Origin of the sequence: Aquabacterium sp., from assembly GCF_016195855.1 — a bacterium.
Lineage (GTDB): Bacteria > Pseudomonadota > Gammaproteobacteria > Burkholderiales > Burkholderiaceae_C > Aquabacterium.
This window is the reverse complement of sequence record NZ_JACPYU010000017.1, coordinates 26,004-42,184: the sequence shown is the minus strand read 5'-3', so window position 1 is coordinate 42,184 and position 16,181 is coordinate 26,004. Positions and strand designations below refer to the sequence as shown.

Below are 16,181 nucleotides of genomic sequence, written 5' to 3'. Positions count from 1 at the left end.
CATGAGTCCCCTCTCCCTCATGGCCGATCAAAACCTCGAAGAACAACCCAAGGTCCTGCTGGTTGACGACGATGAAGTCAACCTGCTGCTGACCTCGATCGCCCTGAGGGAGCGCGGCTTTGCCATCACCGAAGCCAGCTCCGGCGAGCAAGCCCTCCACCTGATGGCCGACCTGCTGCCCGATGTGGTGGTGCTGGATGCGGTCATGCCCGGCCTGGATGGCTTTGCCACCTGCCAGGAATTGAGACATTTGCCCGGTTTTGAAGCCCTGCCCGTGCTGATGCTGACGGGCCTGGACGACGAAGCCTCGATCACGCGCGCCTATGAAGTCGGCGCCACCGACTTCTTCGTGAAATGCACGCAATGGAGCCTGCTGGCCGGGCGCCTGCGCTACCTGCTGCGCGCCTCGCGTACCCGCTACGAGCTGGAGCGCAGCAAGGCCAAGCTGGCCCGCGCGCAAGACCTTGCCCGCATGGGCAGCTTTGACTGGCGCAAGGGCGTGGGGGACATCGCGTTCTCGCTCGAAGGCCTGCGTGTCTTCGGCATGGGGCCCAATGACAAGCTCGGCCTGCGCCAGATCGTGCGCATGATGCCGGCCGAAGAGCGTCAGGCCTTCCAGCGCGTGCTGCATGAAGTGATCGACCACGGCACGGTGCTGTGCAACGATGTTCAAGTCGGCCTGGCCGATGGGCGCCAGCGCATCCTGCACGTCGAGGCCGAACCCGAATTCAATGAGCAGGCCAACCTGATTGGCTACACCGGCATCGTGCAGGACGTCACGGACCGCCGCGTGGCCGAAGACAAGATCAAGCACCTGGCCAACTTCGACACGCTCACCGGCCTGCCCAATCGCCGCCAGGTGTTCTGGCGCAGCGAGCGCGCCATCGAACACGCCAAGCGCCTGAACCATTGCGTGGCCCTGCTGCAAGTCGGACTGGACCGCTTCAAGATCATCAACGAGAACCTGGGCCACCATGCCGGGGACGAGCTGCTGATCGAGGTCTCCCGCCGACTGCGCACCTGCGTGCGCCACTCCGAGCAGGTCATGGAAGGCAACCTGGACATCAGCGGTGGCCAGCGCGTGCACCGCACGCTCGAAGCCGTGGGCCGCCTGGGTGCCGATGAATTCGTGGTGCTGCTGCCTGAGATCATCAGCGAGCAGGAAGCCATGGACACCGCACGCCTCATCCTGGATGCGCTGCGTGAACCCATGATGGCCGCCGGCCAGGAATGCTTCATCACGGCCAGCGTGGGTGTGGCCGTGTTCCCCGCCCATGGCCTGAGCGTGGCCGACCTGCTGCGCAATGCCGACGTGGCCATGGACATGGCCAAGACCCAGGGCCGCAACACCGCCCAGCTGTATGACCCACAACTGGCCAGCAAGGGCCGCGTGCGCCTGGATCTGGACACCGCCCTGCACAAGGCCCTGGAGCGCAAGGAACTGGTGCTGTACTACCAGCCCAAGATCGATGTGCGCACCAGCCGCATGGTGGGAGCCGAGGCGCTGATGCGCTGGCAGCGCGGCACGCAGCTCGTGCCACCCGGTGACTTCATCCCGCTGGCCGAGGCCACCGGCCTGATCAACGAGATGAGTCTGTGGGCCATCGAAGAAGCGGCCAAGCAGGCCAAGGAATGGGAGCGCAAATTCGGCTTTGATGCCTCGATTGCCGTCAACCTGCCCAGCCGTCTGTTCGAGCAAGGTGACCTGGTCGAGAAGATCGAAAGCATCTTGTCGCGACTGGGCGTGGAGCCCCGTGCCATCGAGCTGGAGATCACAGAAACCGGCCTGATGAAAGACCTGCAAGGCGTGGTGCCCTCGCTGCACCGCCTCAACCAGCTGGGCACCGAGATCTCGATCGACGACTTCGGCACGGGTTACTCGTCCCTGGCCTACCTGACCACCCTGCCCATCAGCGAGCTCAAGATCGACCGCTCCTTCGTACGCGATCTGGGTGACACGCCCCAGAGCGGCGCCGTGGTCTCGGCCATCATCGCGCTGGCCAGGGCCCTGGGGCTGCGCGTCATCGCCGAGGGGGTCGAGAACGTGACCCAGATGGAAGTGCTCTACAACCTGGGCTGCCACATCTGCCAGGGCTTCCTGTTTGCACGCCCCATGCCGGCCAATCAGGTCGAGCAATGGCTGCTGGACACGCAGTCTGGCCAGACCTTGCCGCGCATCGCCGGCGCGGTTGCGGGCATCGACCCCACCGCCACACGGATCAGCGGCTCTCGTTGAACCATGCCCACACCGCCCACCACGCCAAGCAGCCCGCTCACCCCGGCCCAACTGGCCAAGGCCGCACTCAAGCGCCTGGCCGAGCAACGGCTGGAGCCCACTCCCGATAACTACCGCAAGGCCTACGAGGCTGAGTCAGGGGTGCCCTCGCAGCCTGACAAGCCCGTCGACAAAGCGGCAGCGCCCCATGAGGCCCAGCAGGACAACGACGACGGCGAACGCTGGTCCAGCCTGATCACCCGCATGCTGCGCGGTGCGGAACGGGGCGGCCGGCAATGGACCACGGCCCGCAAGAAGGACAGCCTCAAGCGCGTGCTGGATGGCAGCAAGAGCTCGGCCACCCGCCTGCACCAACGTCTGACCCAGCTCGTGGGCAGCTGGGACAGCGACACGCTGGACAACAGCCTGCTGGAAGGCGACGAGGCCGCAGCCGACACGCCCCCCGCATCCACAGACGACAACGCGCCTGCGGCGCCCGCACAGGGCCGCGCGGTGGCATCCGCAGCGCCAATGGCGGCGTCGTCCTCACCTGCCATCACCTCGGCCTGGCCCGAGTTGGCGCGCCACGCCATCGACCAACTCGCCAACACCGTGGGCGCTGCCCTGCCCCCGCAACAGGCGCAATCGGAAGAAGCCATCCGCACCATCGAGTCCGTGCTGGATCAAAGCCGCGACACCACCGTGCCGGATGAGCAGCATGCGCACATCAAGTCCGAGATCAGCCTGGCTTGCGAGCAGGCGCGGCGCATCATCGAGCACCGCCACCACCTGATCGACCAGTTGATGGGGTTGTGCACCTCGCTGACCGACAGCCTGGCTGACTTGTCCGAAGACGACTCCTGGGTGCAGGGCCAGTGCCTGGCCATGCGCCACCAGCTGGCCGACGGCCTCAACAGCCGGGGCGTACGCCACATCCAGCAACTGCTGGCCGAGACGCGCCAGAAGCAGCTCGCGCTCAAGCAGGAGCGCGAGGCGGCCCGCCAGGCCCTCAAGCAGCTCATCCACCAGATGCTGCACGAGATCGCCGAACTGGGCAGCACCACCGACCGCTTCCACACCAATTTGGGCCGTTATGCCGACACCATTGGCGAGGCCGACAGCCTGGAGAGCCTGGCTGGCGTGGTGCGCGAGATGGTGGAAGAAAGCCGCACCGTACAGGCCGTGGTGTCACAGACGCAGACCCGTTTGAACGACGAACATGCCCGCGCCAGTGAGCTGACCGAACGCGTTCGCCAGCTGGAAGACGAGATCCGCAAGCTGTCTGACGAGGTCTCGACCGACCCGCTGACCCAGATCGCCAACCGGCGCGGCATGATGCGCGCGTTCGAAACCGAACAGGCCAAGATGCAGCGCGACGGGACCACGTTGGCCATCGGCCTGCTGGACGTCGACAACTTCAAGAAGCTCAACGACACACTGGGCCACCAGACGGGTGACGAAGCGCTGAGATTCCTGGCCCGCCGTGTGGGCGAGTTGCTGCGCCCGGTTGACGTGGTGGCCCGCTACGGCGGCGAAGAGTTCGTGGTCCTGCTGCCGGCCACTGGCCTGGAAGAGGCCCAGCAGGTGCTGACCCGCCTGCAGCGCACCATGAGCGCCGAGTTCTTCGAGCACGAAGACAAGAAAGTGTTCATCACCTTCTCGGCGGGCGTCACGCTTTACCGCCCGGGTGAAGCCATCGAGGCCACGCTGGACCGCTCGGACGTGGCGCTGTATGAGGCCAAGCGCACGGGCAAGAACCGCACGTGCATGAACTGATCCGGGTGCGCCTTACCGTGGCACCGGCAACGCCGCCAGGCGCCTGAGCGCCGCCGGGATCAAGCCCGGCAGGTCATCGGCGATCAGGCCTGGGCCAAAGTCCTGCGCCGCGTCACCATGCAGCCACGCTGCGGCACACGCGGCCTGCCAGGCTGGCATGCCTTGCGCCAGCAAGCCCACGATCATGCCTGCCAGCACATCGCCCGCACCCGCCGTGGCCAGGTTGGCCGGTGCGTGGCGGTTGATGGCGGCGCGCCCATCGGGTGAGGCCACCACGGTATCGGCCCCCTTGAACAGCACCACCGCCCCACTGAGCTTGGCTGCCGCACGTGTGCAGGCCAGCTTGCTGCCCGCGCCCGCCACCTCCGGTGTCTTGAACAGGCGCGCGAACTCGCCGCCATGGGGCGTCAGCACCACCGGCCGGCTGTGCCCCTTGATGGCGGCAAACAGCAAGGATGGGTCTTCATGGAAGGCCGAAATCGCATCCGCATCCAGCACGACCGGGCGGCCGCTGGCCAGCATCGTCAGCACCAGGCCCCGAATGCCCGACGCGTTCGAGCCGCCCATGGCGCCCGGCCCGATCAGCATGGCCGACAGGCGGTCGTCGTCCAGCAAGCCTTCCAGGCCGACCTGCCAACTGGCGGCAGCTTCGCCTTCCAACGGGTGCACCATCACGCACTCCAGCGCGCTGGCGTACACGGCCCAGGCCCGGTGCGGTGTGCACACCGTGGTCAGCCCGGCGCCAATCCGGGCGCAAGCGCGGGCGGCCAAGCGAGCAGCCCCGGTCATGGCAGCCCCGCCCCAGATCAAGGCATGGCCTCGGTGGTATTTGTGGCCTGCGGCGTCCACCGTGGGCCACACGTCTCGCCAGACAGCAGGCTGGTTGTCCCAGGCCTGCACCTTCAAAGGGGCCAGAACCTCGGGCGGAATGCCGATGTCGGCCACCACCACCTCGCCGCACAGGGCCCGCCCCGGCATCAAGGCGTGCCCTGGCTTGAGCCTGAAAAACGTCACCGTGACCTGCGCCTGCACCGCACCAGTGGCTTCACCGGTATCGCCCCAGACCCCACTGGGCACGTCCACCGCCACGATGGGCAGCCCGCGTGTGTGGGCCTTGAGCAGCACCTCTGCGGCCACGCCGTCCAGCGGCCGTGTCAGGCCGGCGCCGAACAGGGCGTCCACCACCAGTTGGGCGCCATCCAGGCAGGCCTGCGCCGCCTCGTTCAACAGCAGGGTGTCGCCCCCGGCTTGCGTCCAGGCCTGTGCGGCCAGGGCCGCATCACCCTTGAGCGCTGCAACTGGCGCCAGGCAGGCCAGGCGCACCGGCCAGCCCCATGCCCGTAGCCGTGTGGCCACCACAAAGCCATCACCACCGTTGTTGCCCGGCCCGCACAAGACCACCGTGTCGCGCGGCGCCCAGCGCTGCGTGATCACACGCACCACGGCCTCGCCCGCGGCCTGCATCAAGGTCAGGCCCGGCGTGCCCGCTGCGATGGTGGCCGCATCGGCTTGCGCCATCTGCCCAACCGTCAAGAGTTCACAAACCATGTTGAAGACGCCCGCCAGGGCGCGCCAGAAAAAAGCATCTGCGCACAGTGTGCCGCCAACTTTCACACACAGTCACCATCCGCGTCTTGATCTGCGTGCAAAAAACCGCCACAGGCGAAGCAGAAAGCGAGATACTGAATTTGTCGACGCGCTGAGGTAATCAACGCCAGACGGGGTAGCCGGGTAACGGCGCCAACAATGGGTGCTCAGCCTGACTTGATCAGGCAGGCAAGGTGGTCTTGCCGCACCACGCCACCGATCTGGTGGCTCCCCTTCGCAGGGGTAGATCTGGGGACCGCCCCACCAGATCAGGCCTTCCGGTTGGATGGCCGCCGTACAGCCCGTCGCTCCTAGGCCGATGGGCTGTTTTCTTTGGTGCCGCCGTTTTATGGTGGACAACACCAAGACCCAAATCGGTCTGCAGGCCTCAACATGGCACCCCAACATGCAGACATACGACTACATCGTCATCGGGGGTGGCACGGCGGGCTGCGTCATGGCCAATCGCCTGTCTGCCGACCCCGGCACCTCCGTGCTGCTGCTCGAAGCCGGCACGGCGGATGACTACATCTGGATCCACATCCCGGTGGGTTACCTCTACTGCATCGACAACCCGCGCACGGACTGGCGCTACCGCACCGAAGCCGAGGCTGGCCTGCATGGCCGCGCCCTGCTCTACCCGCGTGGCAAGGTGATGGGCGGGTGCTCGTCCATCAACGGCATGATCTACATGCGCGGCCAGCAGGCCGATTACGACCACTGGGCCGCCATGGGCTGCGAGGGCTGGGACTGGGCCTCGGTGCTGCCCTGGTTCATCCACTCGGAAGACCACCACGGCGGCGCATCGGCCCTGCATGGTGCCGGGCATGAATTGCGTGTGGAGCGCCAGCGCCTGTCGTGGGCTGTTCTGGACGCTTTCCAGGCGGCCGCCTCACAAGCCGGCATCCCCAGCATCGACGACTTCAACACGGGAGACAACTTCGGTTGCAGCTACTTCGAGGTCAACCAGAAACGCGGCGTGCGCTGGAATGCCACCAAGGCCTTCATCGAGCCTGTGCGACACCGCCGCAATCTGCGCATCGTCACGCGCGCCATGGTGGACACGCTCGACATCGATGAAGCGCTGCACTGCCGCGGCGTGAACGCCTTCATCGACGGCCAGCAGCAACACATCGCCGCCGCACGTGAGGTCATCGTTTGCGCAGGCGCTGTCAACACGCCGGGCATCCTGGAGCGCTCGGGCATTGGCCGCGCCGAGGTGCTGCACCAGGCTGGCGTGGCCTGCAAGCTCGATGCGCGCGGCGTGGGCGAGAACCTGCAAGACCACCTGCAGTTGCGCATGGCCTTCAAGGTGCAAGGCGTGCCCACGCTCAACGAGCAGGTGCACTCGCCATGGGGCAAGGCGCGCATGGGGCTGCAATACGCGCTCACGCGCAGCGGGCCCTTGTCGATGTCACCGAGCCAGTTGGGTTGCTTTGCCCGAACCGCCAGCAGCCCGCAGCGCACGAATGTGGAGTACCACGTGCAGCCACTCTCGCTCGACAAGTTCGGCGAACCGCTGCACCGCTTCCCCGCCTTCACGGCCTCGGTGTGCGACCTGCAACCCAGCTCGCGCGGGCACATCCACATCCGCGATCCCCACCCGGGCAGCGCGCCCCGCATCGTGCCCAACTACCTGAGCACCGAGCGTGATCGCCAGGTGGCGGTCGAGGCCATCGAGCTGACACGCCGCATCGTGTCCCAGCCCGCGCTGGCGCGCTATCAACCGCAGGAGTTCATGCCCGGCCCGCAAGCGCAAACGGCCGAACAATTGGTGGACGCAGCCGGCCGCATCGGCACCACCATCTTCCACCCGGTCAGCACCTGCCGCATGGGGGCCGATGGCGACCCGGGCGCCGTGCTGGACCTGCACCTGCGCGTGCGGGGCGTCCAGGCCCTGCGTGTGGTGGACGCCTCGGCCATGCCCACGATCACATCGGGCAACACCAATGCCCCCACGGTGATGATCGCGGAGAAGGCCGCGCACCTGATCACGCGGAGCGACGCCACCTCATCGGGGCAAAGCCGAATGGCCGTGAAGGCCGTGCCCATCTAGCATCGGGCCTTCACCCCATTCGCCATGCCCATAGAACGCCCTTACCTCGGTTCAGCCAGTCCCAGCTATGCACTGGCCGTGCTGGAATATTTCGAACAGCAAGGCGTCGACCCGCAGGACGTGTTCGGCGTGGCGCGCGTGCAAGATGTTCGACAAGGTGCAGACACACAGCGGCTGACCATCCTGCAATGGCAAGGCATGTTGCAGCAGGCGTCGCGCTATCTGAATGACCCGGCCTTCACGCTGAAGCTGGCAGAAACCATCAAGATGCGCCACCTGGGCATGCTGGGTTTTTTGCTGATGTCGTGCGACACGCTGGGCGCCGCTGCGGCCACGCTGCAGCGCTACGAACAATTGCTCGACAGCGTCAACGAGGCCGAGTTCCAGACCGAAGGCGAGCATTGCACGCTGACCTGGCGCCCGCTCATCCAGAACCCACCTGTGGACTTCATCATGCTGTCCATGGGGCTGTGGGCCCATCAGGCACGCAAGCTGGCGGAGCGGCCGGACCTGGTCTGCGATGCCTGCTTCACGTTTGCCGAGCCTGACAGCGCACAGGTGCGTGCCTGTTTCGCATCCACCTTTGGTGGGCGCGTTCAGTTCAACAAAGGCGTCAACCAGTTGCGCATCCCCATGGCCTACCTGAGCCTGCCTGTCGCCCAGCGCGACCGGCATGTGCACGCCTCATTGCGACAACAGGCCGAGGCCGATCTGGTCAAGCTGCTGGGGCAGGATCATGGCTTCATGGCGCACCTTGAAACGCTGCTCGCCGAGCGCCTGCCCATGGGCGAGGTGACGCTGCAACACGTGGCCACCGAGTTGCAACTGGCGCCCCGCACCTTGCAGACGCGCCTGGAGCAGCATGGCGAGACCTACCGCGAGGTGCTGGACCGCGTGCGCTACCGCCAGGCTGAGCGCCTGTTGCGCAACCCAGGCATGAGCCTGGCCAACGTGGCAGGCCTGCTTGGCTTTTCCGATCAAAGCGGGTTCCAGCATGCCTTCAAGCGTTGGGCGGGGGTGTCGCCCGGCGACTATCGGCGGCGCCTGACCTGAGCGACCAGGCACCGCCCCGCATCACTTGCAGTTGGTGGGTGCGGGCACGTCGTTCAGGCGGTCCTGCAAGTAGGCGAAGGCCTTGCCAAAACCCGTGACGGCCAGCAGCAGGTGGTCGTTGTAGGTGCGGCTGTATTGAACCTTCACGCCCTGGCCACAGTACTTGCTCACCAGCGCGTCCACATCGGCAATGGGCATGAGCTCATCCACCGTGCCTTCGTAGATGTAGACCGGCGCGCCCGGTGCGCGCTGCCCAAGGCGGTTCTCAGCAATGATCTGCTTGACCACGGGCACGTCCAGCAATTGCGGCACGGTCGTGTTGCTGCTCATTTTCTGGAACGCGAAGTTCAACAGCGGGTCAGGCGCACCGGTGAGGAACTGCCCCAGGCACATGTTCTGCGCCTTGGCCAGCATGGTCTTGCCTTTGTCGTTGGTCAAAGCAGCCACATCCACCTCAGGGTAGCCATTCACCAACGCAGCCACCGCACCAAAGTACACGCCCGCCCAGAAGCCACCATCCACCTTGCGCGCGATGTCACCCAGGTCCACCGCCACCCCACCGGCGGCCACGCCCTTGATGTTCAACTCGGGCGCATAGCTGCGGTACAACTCGTTGGCCCAGTTGGCGGCGATGGCGCCACCCGAGTAACCGGTGATCACCACCGGTGTGCTGGTGCCGTTGAGCCCGGCGGGGTTGAAGTTTTCAGCAGCACGGATACCGTCCAGCACGCCGTGGCCGGAGTTCAGCCCCACCGTCCACAGCGACTTCAAGCCTTCATAGTCAGGCGACATCACCACCAGGCCATTCTTCAAGGCGGTCTGGATCAGTGCCTGCTCCAGTGCCGTGCCCTTGACGAACTCGTATGACGGTGCGCAACGCAGTGTCAAGGCGTCATACGCCACGTTGTAGGCCATCAGCCGGCGGTTCGTGGCCGGTGCATTGTCCGGCAGCAGCACGGTGCCCACCATGGCCACGGGCCTGCCCTTGTGGTCGGTGCTGCGGTACATCAGCTGCCAGGCCTGGCCCTTCACCGGGAAGAGGTAATAGGCCTTGGCGTTGATCTCGCGGTAACGCAAGACCGTACCGGGCACCACAGCACCCAGGTCCACCTCGCTGGGCGAGGTGTAGAACGCGTCGTTCTTGGGCTCCAGCGGCGGGGTGGGTGGCGAAGGAAAGGCCTGCTGCGCGGCGGCGGGGTGCGACAAGGTTGCGGCCAGGGCGGCCACGCTGGCCAGGCCGGTCAGGATGCGGTTGAGGTGTCTCGTCATGTTTGCTCTGCTCTGCGTCTTTGTGTTGCTCTTGACCGCGACCAGCAAGGGGCACGGCATGGTGTCGGAGCACGGATGCATCGACGAGCAAATGGTGAGAGCAGCCCGACGGCCTGTATTGCGCTTTTACGCTGATGTCATGCGGCAACGCGCATAAGCAGGGTTAGCCCCGGGGGATTTGCAGCACCTGCAGGCAACTCTCGCGCAACTCATCGGACAGGTCGCCCGCAGCGTGGATCAGGCAGGCACGCGCAATGCGCTGGGCTTCCCGCTTGGCGCCCTGCCCTGTGTAGATGACCAGCAGGCGCTCGTAGGCGTAGCTGCTCTCGGACATGTCCGTCACATTGGCCTCGTACAAGGCGATCGCGGCATCGATCTGCTCGCGCGTTTCCAGCACCTCGCCCTGGAGATCCCGCTCGACCAGCGTGCGCGTCATCTCCTCGATGCGCGCACGGATCGGCGCAGGATCGGGCTGGCCATCCCACAAGGCCTGTTCAAGCTCTCGCCTGGCATCGTTGATCTGGAGCTGCAATGGCCGGCGCTCCCCAATACGCGCATCGCGCTGACCGGTAACAGACAAGACCCGGAACAGTTGACCCAGAATGCCCACGGTTTACCTCAAGAACAGCCGCTGCACTGATGGCGACTGCCGACAGCATAAACAAAGCCGAGAAAGGAAAAAGCCCAAGTAGCTTAACCACTTGGGCTTTTTGTTCTGGCGGGTGCGGTGAGATTCGAACTCACGGAGGGGATAAACCCTCGCCGGTTTTCAAGACCGGTGCCTTAAACCGCTCGGCCACACACCCTGAAGCTCGCCATTGTAGTGGCTTTGCCGCCGCTCAGGCCTTGCCGGGCTCTTGCGCCTGCGGGCAATCGATCTGAATGAGTTCGCGCGTGGTGCCATCGACACGCACGGCCGACAGCTGGCCGCCCCACACGCAACCGGTGTCCAGCGCCAGCAGGTCGTCGCGGTTGATGAGGCCCAGCGTCGACCAATGCCCGAACGCCACCGGCGTGCCCTCGGTACGACGCCCCGGCACCTCGAACCAGGGCATGAAGCCCTCCGGTGCGCCATCCGATCCGTCCTTGGTGGCGAATTCCATCATGCCGTCCGCCGAGCAAAAGCGCAGCCGGGTCAGGCTGTTGACCACGCAGCGCCAGCGCGGCACGCCTTGCAGGCTGTCGTCCCAGCGCTCTGGCTCGTTGCCGTACATGCGGGTCAGGAACTCACCCACGTCGGGCCCGGCCAGCATGGACTCCACCTCGCCGGCCAGCGCCACGGTCTGCGCGGCATCCCACTGCGGCACCACACCGGCATGCACCATCAGCCAGCCATGCTCGTACACGGCCAGGCGCTGCTGGCGGATCCAGTTGAGCCAGTCGTCTCGGTCGGGGGCGTTCAGGATCTCGTCCAGCGTGTCGCTGCGGTGGGGCTTGCGCACACCATGGGCCACGGCCAGCAGGTGCAGGTCGTGGTTGCCCAGCAGGCAGGTGGCCGCGTTGTCCAGTTCACGCAGGCGGCGCAACACGCCCAGCGAATCAGGCCCGCGGTTGACCAGGTCGCCCAGCACGTAGACGTGATCCCGGGAGGGAGAGAAATCAATGGTCTGCAGCAACCGCTCGAAAGGGTTGCAACAACCTTGCAGGTCGCCAACTAAATAGATCATGGAACGGATTCTGCTACGCTTATAGACCCTTTACAGACGGCCCGGCCAAGGCATTGCCAGACGCGGCGCCACACATGGAACTTGCTCTACTGTTTTTTCTGACCCTGCTCAACGGCTGTTTCGCCATGTCCGAGATGGCGCTCGCCGCCAGCCGCAAGGCGCGCCTGCAGGTCATGGCCGAAACCGGCGACGTGGGGGCTCAGACCGCCATCGAGCTCCACGACAACCCGACGCAGTTCCTGTCAACCGTTCAGATCGGCATCACTTCCACGGGCGTGCTCAACGGCATCGTGGGTGATGCCGCCTTCTCCGAACCGCTCGCCCACTGGCTGCAAGCCCAGTTTGCGCTGCATGAGCGCGCCGCGGCCATTTCGGCCACCGGCATCGTGGTGCTGATCATCACCTTCGTGACCATCATCTTTGGCGAGCTGGTGCCCAAGCGCGTGGGCCAGCTGTACCCGGAGGCGGTGGCCCGACTGGTTTCGCAGCCCATGAAGTGGCTGTCCAGGATGGCCAAGCCCTTTGTGCGCCTGCTGGCAGCCACCACGGTGGCCATCCTCAAGCTGCTGGGCATCAAGGACAACGGCAACCGCAGCGTGACGGAAGAAGAGATCGCCGCCCAGCTGGAAGAAGGCCTGGACGCCGGCGTGATCGAGGCCCACGAGCACCAGATGGTGCGCAATGTGTTCCGCCTGGACGAGCGCCAGATCGGCTCGATGATGATCCCGCGCAGCGACATCGCCTGGCTGAACATCGACGCCCCCATGGCCGACAACCTGGCCACCATTGCCGAGCACGGTTACTCGCGCTACCCCGTCTGCCGAGGCGGGCTGGACGATGTGGTGGGTGTGGCCACGGCCCAGCAGTTGCTGCACCAGTTGACCCAGCACCAGGCCAATGACCTGAGCGAGGGCCTGATGCCGGCCGTGTTCGTGCCCGAGACCTTGTCGGGCATGGAGTTGCTCGAACACTTCCGCGTCTCTGACACGCAGATGGTGTTCGTGGTGGACGAATACGGTGAAGTGCAAGGTGTGATCACGCTGCGCGATGTGCTGGAAGCCATTACCGGCGAGTTCACGCCCACCGAAGCCAGCGACGCCTGGGCCATCCAGCGCGACGACGGCTCCTGGCTGATCGACGGCCTCATCCCCGTGCCGGAGCTGAAAGACCGCCTGGAAATGAAAGCCCTGCCCGACGAGGACCGTGGCCGCTACAACACCCTGGCCGGCATGGTCATGCTGCTGCTGGGCCGCCTGCCCGAAACCACCGACACGGTCGACTGGGACGGCTGGCGTTTCGAGGTGGTGGACATGGACGGCAAGCGCATCGACAAGATCCTGGCCGCCCGCATCCGCAACCACGAAGCCTGATCAGCCCTCGTCAGATCGCCGGCGCCCCTTGAGCGCCCGCGTCTGCATGGGTGAAGGTTGATCCCAATAGCGATGGTGGCCCGGCCGCCAGCACTGCCCCAGGCGCGGGGCCGCACCAGCCTGGATGGCACCGCCCTGTTCAGGCAACTCGGCATGCTCCTGATCGGTCGACCAGACAAACGCACCACAGGCCGGCGTGGCCACCCAGTTCAGCTGCATGGCCTCATAGCGGGCCAGCACGGGTGGCGAGGGGTGGCCGTAGCGATTGCGCCGCCCAACCTGCACCACCACCTGCTCAGGCTGCACCGCTTGCAGAAAGCCTGCTGTAGACGAGGTCTGGCTGCCATGGTGTGCGGCGACGAGCACGGTGCTGCGCAAACGGGCCGCATCTTGCGCCACCAAAGCGGCCTCCTGATCGGCCTCGATGTCACCGGTAAGCAAGGCACTGGCACGGCCCTGATCTGACGCACTGACCTTGAGCACGCAGGACATCGCATTGGGCTCGCGCGCCGAGCGACTGGCGTAGTCTTGTGGCCAGGGGTGCAGCACCTCGAAGTGCACGCCATCCCACACCCATTGCTGGCCCGCCTGGCAAGCCACATGAGGCAGGGTCGCGCCATCCATGCCGGGCTGATGCCGCAGCGCATGAGCCTCGTCCAGCGAGCTGATCAACTGCGCCACGGGCATCTGCCCGATGATGGCCGCTGCCCCGCCGACATGATCGGTGTCCTGGTGGCTGATCATCAAGGCATCGAGCTGGTTGACACCCAAGGCCCTGAACAGCGGCAGCAAGGCGCGGTCACCTGCATTGAGTTGCTCGCCAATGCGTGGCCCCGTGTCAAACAGCAGCGTGTGATGGGCCGTGCGAACAAGCACCGCCGTGCCCTGCCCGACATCCGCCGCGATCAGGGCAAACGAGCCCGGCCTGGGTGCAGGCAAGAGATGCCAGCCCTGCGGCAGGCAGAACATGGGCACGACAAACGGCAAGAGCCCCAACCGCAAGCGCCAGGACAGCGGCAGGGCCAACGCAGCACCGGCCACCACGCCGCACAGGGCCACCCACCAGGGCAACACGGGGGAGGAAGCCATCGCTGGCCACCAATGAACCAGCGAGGCCACTAGGCCCATCAAACCATTGATCATCCAGACACCGGCATCCCAGCAAGGCGCCCATATCGCGCCCAGCAAGGCCATCGGCGTGATGCCGATCGTGAAGGCAGGAATGGCAATCAGGTTGACCAGCAGACTGCTGAGCGAGGCCTGCTGAAACACCACCAGGCTCAAAGGCATCAAGGCCAAGGTGATCAGGCACTGGATGCGCACGAGCGTGAGCAAACCGCCCCAGGCCTGCGCCGCCCAGCTCTGCATGCGCACGCCCAAGGCCGGGGTTTGCGCCTCATGGTCGTGCCCGCCCTGACTCGTCCCATTCATGCCCGATGACAACAACACCCCCACCGCCACGTAGGACAGCCAGAACCCCGCCTGCCTGAGCGCCCAGGGATCCAGCATCGTCAGGCCCACCGCGCTGCTCGCCCATACCAGCGGCCAAGGCCAGCGCCGGCCCCCCGCGCGCAGCCAGCACACCAGGGCCATCATCCACACCGTCCGTTGGGCGGGCACGCCCCACCCTGCCAGCACGGCATACAAGCAGCTGGCGCACACCGCCGCCCACATGGCCACATCGGGCGCAGGCCACCAGTGCATGCCCCTGGGCCACAGCGACCAGAGCCTGCGCACAAGCAAAGCCGCCATCCAGCCAAACATGGCAATGTGCGCCCCGCTGATGCTGACAAGGTGCGTGATGCCGGCCTGGCGAAAGAGGTCCCAGTCCTCATGCTCGATGGCAGATTGATCCCCCACGGACAAGCCAGCCAGGATGCCTGCCGCGCGGTGATCGGGCACGTGCTCGAAGATCAGCGCCCGGATGCGCTGGCGCCAGCGGTCCATCACCCCTTGCCACGGCCACTCGGCTTGGTCGCTGATGCGGTGCGCTGCCTGTTCTTTCCCCGGCGCCTTGCCCTGCACACTGCCCACCGCCCTGACACCCCGCTCGAAATACGCCAGCGTGCCGTCAAAGCCCCCCGGATTGGACTGGCCATCGGGTGCGTGCAATTGCACCTGCAACTGCCATCGTTCGCCAGCCACAGGCAAGGCCCCCTCCTGAACCGTCATGCGCAAGCTCAGATGCCGCGGCCAATCCTGGGCCATGACGCTGGCGTCCATCCCGCCCAACGGCAACCAGCTCACCACCCGGGCGTCAAACGAGGTGCCGCCCGGCACCGCCTGGGGCAGGCCCTCCACCTGCACGATGACAGGCACCGCTTTCCCCGCCCACGCATCGGGAACGGCCTCATGCAGGCGAGAACCCGCCCGCCACCCCGTTGAGGACCAGGCCAGCACCAGCACCGCCAACGCGCTCATGGCCAGCCATGCCCACGGCAGCGTACGCCGCCATGGCATGCGCACCACGCCCCAAGGCCTGCGCCTCACCCAGATCAAGGCCAGCAGCGCAGCCCCAGCCACCCCTGTTGAGCACGCATACACCCAGGCCGGCTGCAACACCCCCGCCCCTGTCTGCCAGAACACGCCCAACAGCCAGGCCCCAGCCCAAACCAGCCACACACCCATTGCCCTGCCACCTGCATTTTTTGTGTTGCCACCTGTATCGATGGCAACGGCATTGTGTTGAGCGCGTTAAATGCCGGCAAGCCGCCCCGATTGGGGCCGATGAACGGGGGATGGACAAGGCGCTGCACAATCTGGCCATGAACACAGGAAGCTGCCTGTGCGGGGGCATTCAATTCCGCATCCACACCGAGATCCCACCCATCCAGGTCTGTTATTGCAGCCAGTGCCGCAAGGCGCAGGGCACAGCCTTTGCCGGTAACGCGCCCATCCAGGCGGCCGACTTCGAGCTGGTCTCGGGGCAAGCCTTGATGCAGGCGTATGAAGCCACGCCGGGCAAACGCCGCTGGTTCTGCAAGTGTTGCGGCTCACCCATCTACAGTGAGCGAGACAGCCTGCCGGGTGTGCTGCGCGTGCGCATGGGCACGGTGGACGAGCCCATCCAGGCCCGCCCGGCCTTTCATGCCTATGTGGCGTCAGCCTGCAGCTGGTGGGACGCGCCAGACGATGGCCTGCCTCACTACCCGCAAGCCCCCAAACCCTGAGCGCGCGTGTTGTCCATC

At 65.8% G+C, this 16,181-nt stretch carries 11 protein-coding genes and 1 tRNA gene; 6 read left to right on the top strand and 6 right to left on the bottom strand.

The annotated features are described in order from the left end of the window. Position 1: 1 nt before the first annotated feature. Both HY019_RS16585 and HY019_RS16580 read left to right on the top strand, forming a co-directional pair. Positions 2-2,236: an EAL domain-containing protein gene (locus tag HY019_RS16585; RefSeq protein ID WP_290694339.1), complete on the top strand. Its 2,235-nt coding sequence runs from the start codon at positions 2-4 to the stop codon at positions 2,234-2,236. Positions 2,237-2,239: 3 nt separating this feature from the next. Next, a complete protein-coding gene (locus HY019_RS16580; protein WP_290694337.1) occupies positions 2,240-3,991 on the top strand; it encodes a GGDEF domain-containing protein in 1,752 nt (583 codons plus the stop codon). A 12-nt stretch (positions 3,992-4,003) separates the two neighbouring features. Here HY019_RS16580 and HY019_RS16575 read toward each other — a convergent pair whose 3' ends face one another. After that, the gene (locus HY019_RS16575; RefSeq protein WP_290694335.1) at positions 4,004-5,539 is read right to left on the bottom strand and encodes an NAD(P)H-hydrate dehydratase; all 1,536 of its coding nucleotides are present in this window, start codon (positions 5,537-5,539) and stop codon (positions 4,004-4,006) included. 445 nt (positions 5,540-5,984) lie between these two features. Here HY019_RS16575 and HY019_RS16570 point away from each other — a divergent pair, with 445 nt between their 5' ends. Together HY019_RS16570 and HY019_RS16565 are read left to right on the top strand one after the other, a co-directional pair. Further along, positions 5,985-7,634: a GMC family oxidoreductase N-terminal domain-containing protein gene (locus tag HY019_RS16570; protein ID WP_290694334.1), complete on the top strand. Its 1,650-nt coding sequence runs from the start codon at positions 5,985-5,987 to the stop codon at positions 7,632-7,634. A 24-nt stretch (positions 7,635-7,658) separates the two neighbouring features. Next, positions 7,659-8,687 carry an AraC family transcriptional regulator gene (locus HY019_RS16565; protein WP_290694332.1) on the top strand — a complete coding sequence of 343 codons (1,029 nt, stop codon included), beginning with the start codon at positions 7,659-7,661 and terminating at the stop codon, positions 8,685-8,687. Positions 8,688-8,708: 21 nt separating this feature from the next. On the opposite strand, the gene HY019_RS16560 is transcribed toward HY019_RS16565, so the two are convergent. The 4 genes from HY019_RS16560 to HY019_RS16545 form a co-directional block, all read right to left on the bottom strand. Next, positions 8,709-9,956, bottom strand: coding sequence for a lipase family protein (locus HY019_RS16560; protein WP_290694330.1), 1,248 nt, complete (start codon positions 9,954-9,956; stop codon positions 8,709-8,711). 163 nt (positions 9,957-10,119) lie between these two features. Beyond that, positions 10,120-10,566, bottom strand: a complete 447-nt coding sequence (locus tag HY019_RS16555; protein WP_290694328.1) for a hypothetical protein — start codon at positions 10,564-10,566, stop codon at positions 10,120-10,122. Between the two features lie 106 nt (positions 10,567-10,672). Continuing rightward, positions 10,673-10,762, bottom strand: a tRNA-Ser gene (locus tag HY019_RS16550). A 33-nt stretch (positions 10,763-10,795) separates the two neighbouring features. After that, complete coding sequence (locus HY019_RS16545; RefSeq protein ID WP_290694326.1) at positions 10,796-11,623, bottom strand: symmetrical bis(5'-nucleosyl)-tetraphosphatase; 828 nt, start codon at positions 11,621-11,623, stop codon at positions 10,796-10,798. 74 nt (positions 11,624-11,697) lie between these two features. Here HY019_RS16545 and HY019_RS16540 point away from each other — a divergent pair, with 74 nt between their 5' ends. Next, a complete protein-coding gene (locus HY019_RS16540; protein WP_290694324.1) occupies positions 11,698-12,993 on the top strand; it encodes a hemolysin family protein in 1,296 nt (431 codons plus the stop codon). Here the strand turns inward: HY019_RS16540 and HY019_RS16535 are convergent, their stop codons facing one another. After that, the gene (locus HY019_RS16535) at positions 12,994-15,621 is read right to left on the bottom strand and encodes a DNA internalization-related competence protein ComEC/Rec2 (RefSeq protein ID WP_290694322.1); all 2,628 of its coding nucleotides are present in this window, start codon (positions 15,619-15,621) and stop codon (positions 12,994-12,996) included. It lies immediately after the preceding gene. 137 nt (positions 15,622-15,758) lie between these two features. Here HY019_RS16535 and HY019_RS16530 point away from each other — a divergent pair, with 137 nt between their 5' ends. Then, positions 15,759-16,163 (top strand): GFA family protein, encoded by a 405-nt coding sequence (locus tag HY019_RS16530; RefSeq protein WP_290694320.1) that lies wholly within the window; start codon positions 15,759-15,761, stop codon positions 16,161-16,163. Positions 16,164-16,181: the final 18 nt, after the last annotated feature.

Coding starts and splice junctions, on each gene's coding strand:
- HY019_RS16585 (WP_290694339.1), top strand. CDS start 2: ATGAGTCCCCTCTCCCTCATGGCCGATCAAAACCTCGAAGAACAACCC.
- HY019_RS16580 (WP_290694337.1), top strand. CDS start 2,240: ATGCCCACACCGCCCACCACGCCAAGCAGCCCGCTCACCCCGGCCCAA.
- HY019_RS16575 (WP_290694335.1), bottom strand. CDS start 5,539: ATGGTTTGTGAACTCTTGACGGTTGGGCAGATGGCGCAAGCCGATGCG.
- HY019_RS16570 (WP_290694334.1), top strand. CDS start 5,985: ATGCAGACATACGACTACATCGTCATCGGGGGTGGCACGGCGGGCTGC.
- HY019_RS16565 (WP_290694332.1), top strand. CDS start 7,659: ATGCCCATAGAACGCCCTTACCTCGGTTCAGCCAGTCCCAGCTATGCA.
- HY019_RS16560 (WP_290694330.1), bottom strand. CDS start 9,956: ATGACGAGACACCTCAACCGCATCCTGACCGGCCTGGCCAGCGTGGCC.
- HY019_RS16545 (WP_290694326.1), bottom strand. CDS start 11,623: ATGATCTATTTAGTTGGCGACCTGCAAGGTTGTTGCAACCCTTTCGAG.
- HY019_RS16540 (WP_290694324.1), top strand. CDS start 11,698: ATGGAACTTGCTCTACTGTTTTTTCTGACCCTGCTCAACGGCTGTTTC.
- HY019_RS16535 (WP_290694322.1), bottom strand. CDS start 15,621: ATGGGTGTGTGGCTGGTTTGGGCTGGGGCCTGGCTGTTGGGCGTGTTC.
- HY019_RS16530 (WP_290694320.1), top strand. CDS start 15,759: ATGAACACAGGAAGCTGCCTGTGCGGGGGCATTCAATTCCGCATCCAC.